Annotated in this window: 7 protein-coding genes and 1 pseudogene; 3 read left to right on the top strand and 5 right to left on the bottom strand. The window is 66.5% G+C overall.

Annotated features, from left to right (window positions below):
* The 5 genes and pseudogenes from NW75_RS15420 to NW75_RS15430 all read right to left on the bottom strand — a co-directional run.
* Positions 1-2,488 (bottom strand): glycoside hydrolase family 3 C-terminal domain-containing protein (locus tag NW75_RS15420; RefSeq protein WP_033966080.1); only part of this gene is annotated, 2,488 nt, incomplete at its 3' end.
* Positions 2,485-3,597, bottom strand: coding sequence for a glycoside hydrolase family 2 protein (locus tag NW75_RS27850; RefSeq protein ID WP_331386164.1), 1,113 nt, complete (start codon positions 3,595-3,597; stop codon positions 2,485-2,487). The genes NW75_RS27850 and NW75_RS15420, both read right to left, overlap by 4 nt.
* The gene (locus NW75_RS27855) at positions 3,503-5,089 is read right to left on the bottom strand and encodes a glycoside hydrolase family 2 protein (RefSeq protein WP_331386165.1); all 1,587 of its coding nucleotides are present in this window, start codon (positions 5,087-5,089) and stop codon (positions 3,503-3,505) included. The genes NW75_RS27850 and NW75_RS27855 overlap by 95 nt, the downstream gene beginning before the upstream one ends.
* Positions 5,089-5,787 carry a chitobiase/beta-hexosaminidase C-terminal domain-containing protein gene (locus NW75_RS26705; protein ID WP_231565240.1) on the bottom strand — a complete coding sequence of 233 codons (699 nt, stop codon included), beginning with the start codon at positions 5,785-5,787 and terminating at the stop codon, positions 5,089-5,091. The genes NW75_RS27855 and NW75_RS26705 overlap by 1 nt, the downstream gene beginning before the upstream one ends.
* A pseudogene (locus NW75_RS15430) lies at positions 5,784-7,594 on the bottom strand (beta-N-acetylhexosaminidase). Before NW75_RS15430 ends, NW75_RS26705 begins: the two are co-directional and overlap by 4 nt.
* Before the next feature lie 121 nt (positions 7,595-7,715).
* On the opposite strand from NW75_RS15430, the gene NW75_RS15435 reads away from it, so the two are divergent.
* The 3 genes from NW75_RS15435 to NW75_RS27865 form a co-directional block, all read left to right on the top strand.
* On the top strand, positions 7,716-8,453 hold the full coding sequence (locus NW75_RS15435; RefSeq protein ID WP_010406773.1) for a GntR family transcriptional regulator: 738 nt from the start codon (positions 7,716-7,718) through the stop codon (positions 8,451-8,453).
* A gap of 40 nt (positions 8,454-8,493) precedes the next feature.
* Entirely contained in the window at positions 8,494-9,561 is a 1,068-nt protein-coding gene (locus tag NW75_RS27860; RefSeq protein ID WP_052192444.1) for a sugar-binding domain-containing protein, read from the top strand.
* Positions 9,558-11,026 (top strand): glycoside hydrolase family 2 TIM barrel-domain containing protein (locus NW75_RS27865; RefSeq protein WP_331386166.1); only part of this gene is annotated, 1,469 nt, incomplete at its 3' end. The genes NW75_RS27860 and NW75_RS27865, both read left to right, overlap by 4 nt.

Genomic DNA, 11,026 nt, shown 5'->3' on the forward strand with positions numbered 1-11,026 from the left:
TGCCTGGCTGGCCGCCGCCGACGAACAGGCGGTAAGCGCCGGGCTCGATCGCGCGCGTGCCGTCACGCGCGACCAGGCTGAGGCTGCGCGGATCGAGCGTGAAGCTGGCGTCGCCCGCCTTGCCGCGCGCGATCGCCAGCCGTTTGAAGCCGACCAACTGGCGCTGGAGCACCGGCGTGGTGAAGCCAGCCCCCTTGGTGGCCGGCGGGACGAGATAGGCCTGCACGACCTCTTCACCGTCGCGCGCGCGACATTGGCGACGCGCACGTGCACCGTCGCGCTTTGCCCGGCGGCGACGGTGATCGCATTGGTCGGGGGCGGTATACGCGAAGCGGGTGTAGCTGAGGCCGTACCCGAAGCCCCACAGCGGCGTGCCGGTGAAGTAGCGATAGGTGCGCTCCTTCATGCCGTAATCGACAAAGGCGGGCAGGTCGGTGGTGTGGGCGTAGAAGGTGACGGGCAAGCGTCCCGAGGGATTGTTGCGCCCGGCGAGCGTCTCGGCGATTGCGGTGCCGCCAGACTCTCCCGGATACCAGGCGGCGAGGATCGCGTCGGCATCGGTGGGATCGAGCGCGACGGCGCTGCCGCTGGTCAGCACCAGCACCAGCGGCTTGCCGGTCGCCTTGAGCGCGGCGATCAGGCGTTGCTGGGCGTGCGGCAGCGCGATGTCGGTGCGGTCGCCGCCGACAAAGCCGGGCACGCTGACCGAGAGCGCTTCACCCTCCAGATCGGGCGAGAGGCCGACCGAGACGACCACCACGTCGGCGGCCTTGGCGGCGGCCACGGCCTCGGCGATCAGCGGTTCGGCGGGGGGCAGCCACAACAACCGCACGCCTTCATCGTCGCTGACATGGTCGAGTTCGAGCTTGAACGGCACGGCCTGGCCGTCGCTGTCGAAGTTTACTTCGATGCGCACCTTCTTGATTTCTCCTTCGGCGAGTTGCTTGCCGTCGATCCACAGCCGCGCGGCATCGTGCGATTTGCAATATTTCCAGCAGGCGGGGACATCAAGGACGAGGCGATAGGCACCGGGGCCAGGAGGCGCGAGTTCGCCGGTCCAGCGCGCGCTCCACTGTGCCCCGAGACCAGGGGCCGGGACCGCGCGGTTGATGTCGTGATCGATATGGCGCTCGACGCGCGTGACGACGGGCGTGCCGCTGGTGCCGGGGACCGCAAAATATTCGGCTTGCAGCCCCGGCGCGCCATTCCAGCGCAAGGCGGTTTCGGGGACGAGCACGGGCGCGCCATCGGCGAGCACCGAGCCTTGCGCGTAGCGGACATTATCCGTGCCAAATTGCTGGCGAAGGCCTTCGAGCGGGGTGATCGGGGTGCGAGCTGTGCCGTGGTAATTGCCCTGCAGCACGCCAATGTCATCGGCATCCGCCCCGATCAGCGCGACGCGGGTTCCGGCCTTGAGCGGAAGCCGGTTGCCGTCATTCTTGAGCAGCACGATCGCCTTGCGCGCTGCCTCCAGCGCGACGGCGTGGTGTTCGGGCGTGCCGATGTCGCTGGGCGAAATGCGCGACCACGGGCTGGTTGCGCCATAAACGATGCCGAGCGCCTTGCGCGCGGCCATCGCGCGGTCGAACGCGGTGTCGATGTCCTGACTGGTGATCAGGCCGCGCTGGAGCGCTTCGGGTAGCGCCGCATAGGTGGTGCCGCAATTGAGGTCGGTCCCGCCCTTGAGCGAGGCCGCCGCAGCCCCTGCCGCGTCGAGCCGGTAATGGTGGAACAGGTGGACATTGGCGATGGCGTCGCAATCCGAGACGGTAAAGCCGGCAAAGCCCCAATCATGACGCAGCCGATCGACCATCAGCGGCGCATTGGCGCAGGCGGGGACACCGTGGATGGCGTTATAGGCGCACATCAGCGACTGCGCCTTGCCCTCGGTCACCGCGAGGCGGAAGGCGGGGAGGTAGGTCGCTTCCAGATCCTGCGGCGACGGGTCGACATCGAAACCGTCGCGCCCGGCCTCGGGACCGCTATGGACGGCGAGATGCTTGGGCGTGGCGATGACCTTTGGGTGCTTCGGGTCCGGCCCTTGCAGTCCGGTGATGAAGGCGACACCGAGATGGCCGGTGAGATAGGGATCCTCGCCATAGGTCTCTTGCCCGCGGCCCCAGCGCGGATCACGGAAGATGTTGATGTTGGGCGACCAGATCGTCAGCCCCTGATAGATCTTGCGATCGGCCGAAACCGGTTGCGCGTTGAACTTGGCGCGCGCTTCGGTGGCGACGACATCGCCGATGCGGTTGAGCAACGGCGCGTCCCACGTCGCCGCCATGCCGATCGCCTGCGGGAACACCGTGGCATAGCCATTGCGCGCGAGACCGTGCAGGCCTTCATTCCACCAGTCATACGCCGGCAGACCGGCGGCGGGATCGGCGGGCGCGCTGCTTTGCAGCTGGGCCGCCTTTTGCGCGGTGGTCAGCGTTTCGGGGGCGGGAGCAACTTGCGCAGCCTCGGCGGCGAGCAACATCCAGATCATCGACGGGATCCCAGCGAACGGAGGGTTAGGGCGGCGGCAAGCGCCGTGGGCGACGCGGTGGACGTCACGGTGATGGTGCGGCTTTCGCCCGGCAACAGGTCGAAGCCGTTATCGGAGGGATGCGCGCCGATCTGGCCGAAGTCGAGCATGACCGCGCGGGCGAGCGCTGTGCTTTGGATGGTGACGCTCTTGCCACTCCACGTCGCGGTCAGGCCGGGATCGGGATAGTGCATCGTCTTGGGCACGCCGCGCTCGATGATGGCGCGGCTGACCACGGCGTCACCGACCAGCAATTCGGCGACGGCATAGCTGTTGGCGGGATCGGCCCCGGCGAACACCGTCGCATCGTCGAGCTTGGCGACATCGGTGGCGGACAAAGCGGGCATGCTTGCCGCCGCGCCTTGTTCGCTAAGCGGCTTGCCCGCCATGTCGAACGCGCGGACGCGCCAGCGTGCCGCGATCGGCGTGGTCGCATCCGACACCAAGGCGATGCGCGTGGCTGTGTCCTTATGTTCGGCGACGATCACCTGCGGCGCGAAGAAACGGCGAGCGGCATAATGGAGCAGCTTCCAGCGCCCGTCATAATCGATGCTCGACCAGGAGATGGACGGCCACACGTCGTTCAACTGCCAATAGAGCGACCCCATCGTCACCGGGCGGCACGAACGGTGGTGGAGGGCGGCGAGTGCGATCGCTTCGGCCTGGTTGACCTGGCTGAGATAGACGAAGTCGGCAATGTCCTTGGGCTCGCCGAGCCGGTCGCGAATGTACATCAACAGCCGTTCATTGCCTTCCCCGGCGAGGAACTTCTGATGCACCTTCAGCACCGGGCTTTCGGGGGTGAGCGGGCCGTTGCCAGCAAAGGCGCGCACCGTCGCCATGTCGGGCATCGCCTGGAAGCCATATTCGGACATGAAGCGCGGGCACGCGTCGAGATAGCGCTCGACCGGCTTGGAGCCCGACCACACATCCCAGAAATGGCGGTCGCCCGACGCATCGGTATCGACCGGGCCTTCATAATCGGTCGAGGGCGAACCCGGCCAATAAGGCGTGCCGGGCGAGCGCGTCAGCACCGCATCGCGCAGCACACGATCGAACAGCACCGCCATGCCAGCGCCGATGCGTTCCTGCTCGTCGGCGCCAACCGCCTTTTTTGAAGGCCTTGCGGTCGCCCCAATTCTCCCAGCCCGACAGCACTTCATTGCCGCCCGACCACAGAACGATCGAGGGATGGTTGCCGAGCCGCTCGACCTGTTGCTCCGCCTCGATGCGGACATTCTCGCGATAGGCGGCATCAGGCGGGGTGACGGCACCGCCGAACATGAAATCCTGCCACACCATCAGGCCCATTTCGTCGGCCATGTCGTAAAAGGCATCGTCGAGATAATAGCCGCCGCCCCAGATGCGCAGCATGTTCATATTGGCGTCGCGCGCGGCGGTGAGCAGCGGGCGCATCGAGGCTGGGGTGACGCGGGCCGGGAAGCTGTCGAATGGGATGACGTTCGCGCCCTTGGCGAAGATCGGGATGCCGTTGACGCGAAAGCCCATTGCGCCGCCGCCACGGATCAGCTCGACCGAGCGCAAGCCGATGCGGCGCTCGGCAGTGTCGGTTGCCTCGCCATTCTGGTTGAGCGTCGCGGTGACGCGGTAGAGCGGTTGCGCGCCATAACCGACCGGTTGCCAGCGCTGCGGGTTGGCGACGGTGATCGGCACCGACACGGCGTTGGTGCCGGCTGCCAGCGTCACTTGCTGCACGACATGCTGCTGCGATCCGTCGGGCGCGGTCAGCGTGACGCGGACGTTGGCGACAGTCTCGCGATCGGCCTGGAGGACGGCCTTGGCCGACAGGCGCGCCTCGCTATCGTTCAGCGAATCCTGGTCGACGCGCAGCGTGTCGATGCGCGCCTCGTCCCAGGCTTCCAGCCGCACCGGACGCCATGGACCTACGTTGAGGATGCGTGGGCCCCAATCCCAGCCGTAATTGTATTTGGGCTTGCGGATATAAGGCGAGGTCTGGCGGCCCTTGGGTTCGTCGCCAAAGGCCGAGTCATACTCGCCCGGCAGCGAAGCCTTTTGCGCCAGCACCATCGGTTGCAGCGTCTTGATTGGCGCGGCGAAGGTGATGAGGATTTCGTTGGCGCCAAGGTTGAGCAGCGGCTTGATATCGGTCCGCCAACGGCGATGGGCATTGTCGGCGACGATTGCGGGGCGGCCGTTGACCGTGACGGTGGCGAAGGTGTCGAGCCCGTCGAACACCAGATCGAGATGATCGCGCGCGAGCATTGCGGGCGTTACTTGCAGCGTGCGGCGATATTGCCAGTCGCTGCGCCCGACCCATTGGATCTCCCCTTCGTTGGTGGCGAGGAAAGGATCGGGCACGCGGTGGCGCGCGATCAGATCCTGCTGGATGCTGCCGGGCACGTGCGCCGGGAACCAGCGCGTCTGTTCCTTGTGCGCGGTGACCGCAGCGCTGTTCGACGGGGCGATGCGCGCTTGCCAGCCATCGTCGAGCGCGGTGGCGGTGCGCGGTGCGGCGGCGAGCGGTGCGGCCGCTCCCGTCAGCAATGCAGCGACGATTGCGGCGCGCAACGAGGTGTGCATCAGCGGCGCTCGGTCAGTTGGACCGATGCTACGGCGTAATAAGGATCGGAGGTCGGCGAGGTGAACTGGAAGCACAGGTCGCGGTCCCCGCTCATCTGCGGCAAGGCTCCCTTGAACGTCATCTTGGTAGGAGATGCTGCGGGATCAGGGAGCGGGAAGGTCGCAACTACGACGGGCTTTGGGGCGTCCTTGTCGGGCGCGCCCTTGCGGCCTCCTTGGCACCCGGCGAGCACGACCAATTCGCCATGCGCGGTTACGTTATAGGGCTCGCGCACCGCCGAAGCTTCGTGCGCCAGGCCGTAATGGCGCGCCAGCCGCGCGACTTCGATCGTGAAACCGCCGGCCACGTCCAGCGGGGCCGCCGGATAGGCGCTGCACGTGTCGAACAGGTTGATGTTGAAAGCAGGACCGTTGCTTTCGGCATCAGCGGTCAGCGACACGCGCAGCCCCAGCGCGCCGCGCGGGCACGACACCAGGTCGGAGGCGTTGCGGTAGAGCAAGGCGCTGCGGCTCGTCGCGAAATCGCGGATGCGCGCGGTGGCGATGCCGTCTGTGTCAAAAGCGGCGGCCTTGATCGTCGCGCCTGGGACAAGGCTGAGCAGTGCTGCATAAACGGGCGAGCGTGCCGTCGGCGCGGTGCCGTCCAGCGTATAGCGGATCGTGCCGACCGGGACTTGCGTAGCGAGCGCAACCGTCACTTTATTTGCCCGCAGCGCATCGCCGCGCGCGCTTGCAGGGCGTAGGTTACAGCAAAGGCGCTGTCGGCCACCTCGATCCCACCGCGCCGCCAGCGCGCCGCCTGCGGGGCAAGGCGTGTGGCGAAGCTCGTGAAATCGCGCGGCGCGTTCGACCAGGTGTTTTCGGCCAGCGCCGCCGCACGCGGGAAGATCGCGTGCTGGACTTGATACGGCGTGACGAGATATTCGCTCCACGCATTCACCTGCGCGCCGAGCACATGCTTCGCGCGGTCGCATCGATGCCCTTGGGTAGCGGATCATAAGCGTAGACATCGGCCAGCGTCTGGATCGACAAACGGCCGGGTGGTTCGTCGCGCTGGTCGCTTTGCAGGCTGTCGACGTACAGCGTCGGTGCCGGGGTCAGCACGACATCGTGTCCGGCATTGGCGGCATCGACCGCGCCCTTTTCGCCGCGCCACGACATCACCGAGGCCGAAGGCGGCAGTCCGCCTTCGAGGATTTCGTCCCAGCCGATCAGCCGCCGCCCCTTGCTGGCGAGATAGCGGCCGAATTCGTCGATCAGCCAGCTTTGCAGCGCATTTTCGGTCTTGAGCCCGAGCTTGGCCATCTGCGCCTGGACTTCGGGCGAGCGTTCCCACTGATCCTTGACCGCTTCGTCACCGCCGAGATGGATGAAGCTGCCGGGGAACACCGCCATCAGTTCATCGAGCACGTTCTCGACAAAGGCGACGCCCTTGGGGCCGGGGTTGAGCAGATAGGGATTGACCCCCCAATCGTGCGATACGACCGGACGATCCCCGAACACGCCGATCTCAGGATAGGCCGCGACCAGCGCCTGCGCATGGCCGGGCAGATCGATTTCGGGGACGATCGTGATGCCGCGTTCGGCGGCATAGCGGACCAGATCGCGCAGTTCGGCCTGGGTGTAGAAACCGCCAACGCGCGTGGTCGGGGCGGGGCCGCCGGTGCTTGGCGGCGCGCGGAACGCGCCGATTTCGGTGAGCTTGGGATAGCGTTTCACCTCGAAGCGCCAGCCCTGGTCGTCGGTCAGGTGGAGATGGAGTACGTTCAACTTCACCGCCGTCATTTGATCGACGATCTGGTAAAGCGAGGGCAACGGCTGAAAATGCCGCGCGACATCGACCATCACGCCGCGCCAGGCGAAGCGCGGCGCGTCGCTGATATCGACGCCGGGGACGGTGACGGGTTTGCCGAACGCCTGATCGGGGCTGAGCAATTGCGCCAGCGTCATCGCGCCATAGACGAAACCGCCGCGCGCCGAAGCCGCGATCCGGATGCCGCTCGCATCGGCGGTCAGGCGATAGGCTTCTGCGCCGACAATCGCTGGGTCGCGCACGAAGCGGATCGCCGCTCCGTCGCTGGCGGTATGCAGGGCGAGCCCGCGCGTGGTGGCGACTTGCGCGATCAGCAGGCGCGCGGCGGCTTCGGCTTCGGCATCGCCGTTGGGCACGGCGACGCCCGCGCCATTGGCGATGGTGATGCTGTCGGCCGTGCGCGTGATCTTGGCGGGAAGCGGGAGTAATGGGAGCGTAGATGGCGTGGTTTGCGCCGTCGCCGATGCGGTGATCAGCAGCGAGGACAGCATTCCGAGCGTAGCACCGCACCGCCGAAAATTGCGCTCCGCGGTGCCGCGCTGCTTGCTTTGCATCATAAAATCTCCCTGCCGCCGCTCTGGCGTATCTTTGGCTCGAAGTGTAACCAATATAAGTCCACTTGCAAGCGGACCGGATAACGGTTTTTGATATAAAACTGCGGGATCGACCGGTGCGGCATTCGTGCGAAGCATACCAATATGAAATCGCAACAATCCCGATTGCTCACCTGCCACGCTTTGATTAGGCTGGCTGCTCACACAGCGACGCACGCACGAGACGGGGCGTATCACGTCGCGGCGAAAGGGATGGGCATTGGCGTTTTCGCAACAGATCGGACAGTTTCGCGAAGGCAATCCGGCACCGCTCTACCTGCAGCTTCAGCACCTCATCCGCGAGGCTATCGCGCACGATGTGCTGGCGCAAGACGATGCGATTCCGGCGGAGCGCGACCTGGCCGTCGAATATGATATTTCGCGGATCACCGTGCGCAAGGCGATTGGCGGGCTGGTCGAGGAAGGGTTGCTGACGCGCCGACGCGGTGCAGGCACCTTCGTCACCGGGCGCGTGGAAAAGAGCTTTTCCAAGCTGTCGTCCTTTTCCGAAGACATGGCGGCGCGCGGCAAGACCGCGTCGAGCAGCTGGATCAGCCGGGCGGCGGGCACGGTCGACCCCGACGAAGCGATGTCGCTGGGGCTGTCGCCGGGGACACCGGTCTATCGCTTTCACCGGATTCGCTATGCCGATGACCAGCCGATGGCACTCGAATTCTCGACCATCGCCGGTTACTGCCTGCCCGGCATCAGCGCGGTCGAGGACTCGCTCTATACCGCGCTCGACAAGGCTGGCAGCCGCCCGGTGCGCGCGCTGCAGCGGTTGCGCGCGGTGCCGTTCGGGCCCGAACATGCCAAGATGCTGGGCGTCAGCGCCGGGCATCCGGGCTTGCTGATCGAGCGGCGTGGCTTCCTGAAAGATGGCCGTGCGGCCGAATTTACGCGGTCTTATTATCGCGGTGACGCCTACGACTTCGTCGCCGAACTGTCCGACCTGTAGGCGCGTTCGCGCGCCGACCTTTCCTCCCCGGAGTGTTGCCATGAACCGTCGCCAGCTTCTGCTCGCCAGCGCGGGCGCTAGTGCCTTGCGCGCCGTTCCGGCCGTCGCCGCCGCCGCAGCGCCGCAAACGGCCGATGGGTTTCCGATGCCGCGTCCCGAAAACAGCCTGCCGCCGCGGCCCGTCCGCCAGGACCCGGCGCGGACGCTGCTCGAGCTTGGCTGGCGCTTTCATGAAGGCGATATCGCAGCACCCGCACCGGCGGGCCATGCCGAGACCTATCTTTCCGCGATGGCCGGGAATGCGATCGGTGCGGCGGCGGTGCTGTATGACGATAGCGACTGGGCGGCAGTGCGCGTGCCGCATGATTGGGCGGCGGCGCAGCCCTTCGTCGAGAGCGCGAACATCTCGCAAGGCTATCGACCGCGCGGGATCGGCTGGTATCGCCGCACGCTGCTGCTCGATCCCGCCGATCGCGGCAAGACGATCGAGCTGCATTTCGACGGCATCGCCACCAATGCGACGATCTGGGTGAATGGCAGCGTCGTCGCGCATAGCTGGTCGGGTTATGCCAGCGTCTATGCCGACATCACGCCGTTTGCGACCTTTGGCGACGAACCCAATGTCATCGCGATCCGGGTCGATGCCAGTGCCTGGGAAGGCTGGTGGTATGAAGGGGCGGGGCTGTATCGCCACGCCTGGCTGGTGCGGCGCGCGCCGGTCGCGATCATCAGCGATGGCGTCTATTGCGATCCGCGTCGCGATGTCGCGGGCCGCTGGCAGGTGCCCGTCGTCGCGACGCTGGCCAATAGCGAGCGCGCCGCAGCGACGGTGACGGTCGAAGCGACGCTGTTCGACCCCGAGGGCCATGCGGTCGAGCGCGCGAGCGTTGCGGCGACGGTGCCGGTGCTGGAGCAGGCCGACGCCAGGCTGACGCTCGACATTGGCGATGCGCGGTTGTGGTCGGTGGAAACGCCGACGCTCTACACGCTGCGCGTGCAGGTGCTGCGCGACGGGGGGCGTGGTGGATGTGCGGCAGATCCCGATCGGCTTCCGCACGATCCGCTTCGATGCCGAGCGCGGCTTTTTTCCTCAATGAGCGGCCGGTGAAGATCAAAGGGGTGTGTATCCATCAGGATCACGCCGGGGTCGGCACCGCCATGCCCGATGCCTTGCTCTATTGGCGGCTGCAGCGGCTGAAGGCGATGGGCTGCAACGCGGTGCGCATGTCGTCCAACGCGCCGACCGCCGAACTGCTCGACTATTGCGACCGGATGGGGTTGCTGGTGATGGACGAGAACCGCCATTTCAACCCATCGCCCGACTATATGGCCCAGCTCGAATGGCTGGTGCGGCGCGACCGCAACCACCCCAGCGTGATCATCTGGACGCTGTGGAACGAGGAACCGCTGAAATCGACACCGCAAGGCGTCGAAATGACGCGGCGGATGGTGGCGGTGCTGAAGCGGCTCGATGACGCGCGGCCAGTGACGGTCGCGATGAACGGCGCGTTCAACGATCCGGTCAACACCTCGACCGAAGTCGATGTCACCGGGTTCAATTATTATCAGGACCAATATGACGTCTATCATCGGCTGGTTCCGACCAAGCCGATCATCAGCACCGAGGACACCAGCGCGTATCAGACGCGCGGCGCATTCGAGAGCGACCCCAAGGCGCATATCGCGACGTCCTATGACCGCGAAGCAGCGGGCTGGGGGGCACCGCACGGGCCGAGCTGGAAGATGATCGCCGACCGGCCGTTCGTGGCTGGCGGGTTCGTATGGACCGGCTTCGATTATCATGGCGAGCCGACGCCGTATGAATGGCCGACGATCTCGAGCTTCTTCGGCATTCTGGACCTGTGCGGTTTCCCGAAGACCGCCTTCGGCCTGCGCAGCGCGCAATGGATCGACGATGCGCCGGTCCTGAGCCTCGCGCCGCATTGGACGTGGCCGGGGCGTGAGGGGCACGGCATCGATGTCGTGGTGATGAGCAATGCCGAACAGGTGACGCTCAGCCTGAACGGGCGCGAGTTGGGCACGCAAGCCGTTGACCGGTTCCTGGGGAACAGGTGGAAAGTGCCCTATGCGCCGGGCCGGATCGAGGCGGTGGCGCGGCGCGGCGGGCGGATCGTCGCGCGCGCGGTGCAGGAGACGGCGGGGCGACCGGTTGCGCTGCGCCTGACGCCTGCGCGCAGCGTGATGGCGGGCGATGGCGAGGATGTGCAGCCGGTGACGGTCGATGCGGTCGATGCAAAGGGGCGGCACGTGCCGACCGCCAATCTGCCGGTGCGCTTCACGGTCGCGGGCGCGGCGATCATCGGGCTCGGCAATGGCGACCCCAACAGCCATGAGCCTGAGCAATCGCCGCCCGACCATGGCGCGCGCTCGTTGTTCAATGGCCTGGCGCAAGTTATCGTGCGCGCGGAGACCGGGCGTGGGCGGATTGTGATGACGGCGCAGGCGGACGGCCTGGCCCCGGCGCGGCTGACGATCGACCGGCTGGCGATCGATCCGCCCGGCCAGGTTCCAGCGATCTCGCCGCAGCAGCGCATCGCGCAGTGGCGGCGCTC

It is taken from the genome of Sphingomonas sp. Ant H11, assembly GCF_000797515.1.
GTDB lineage: Bacteria > Pseudomonadota > Alphaproteobacteria > Sphingomonadales > Sphingomonadaceae > Sphingomonas.

What these genes read in the sequence shown, in the direction of transcription:
- NW75_RS27850 (WP_331386164.1), bottom strand. Translation starts at nt 3,597, where the DNA reads ATGGCGGTGCTGTTCGATCGTGTGCTGCGCGATGCGGTGCTGACGCGC.
- NW75_RS27855 (WP_331386165.1), bottom strand. Translation starts at nt 5,089, where the DNA reads ATGCACACCTCGTTGCGCGCCGCAATCGTCGCTGCATTGCTGACGGGA.
- NW75_RS27860 (WP_052192444.1), top strand. Translation starts at nt 8,494, where the DNA reads ATGAACCGTCGCCAGCTTCTGCTCGCCAGCGCGGGCGCTAGTGCCTTG.